This window comes from Neisseria sp. HMSC055H02, from assembly GCF_001813335.1.
GTDB classification, from domain to species: Bacteria; Pseudomonadota; Gammaproteobacteria; order Burkholderiales; family Neisseriaceae; genus Neisseria; species Neisseria sicca_C.
In genome coordinates, this window is sequence record NZ_KV812092.1 from 1 (window position 1) to 222 (window position 222).

Consider the following 222-nt stretch of genomic DNA (forward strand, 5'->3'; position numbering starts at 1 on the left):
AAATATTATCGGCAGCGGCTCAATGCCAACCTTAAACCTGCTCCGATTTCTTCAGGGCTGTTATCCAATGATAAAATTACATCGTCTGCATCAATGGCATCCCACGCTTCCAGCTTGACATGGCGGCTCGGGCTGATTTTCAGGCAGCCGTTGTGCAGCCAAATATCCCCGCTCATCATGTTTTTAAATAGGGCACGTCTGGTTTTATAGCCCAAGTTCCCG

General features: G+C 48.2%; 1 protein-coding gene. It reads right to left on the minus strand.

Annotation, left to right across the window (positions count from 1 at the left end):
• Positions 1–5: 5 nt before the first annotated feature.
• A partial coding sequence (locus HMPREF2907_RS05710; protein WP_141754411.1) for a contact-dependent growth inhibition system immunity protein occupies positions 6–222 on the minus strand: 217 nt, incomplete at its 5' end.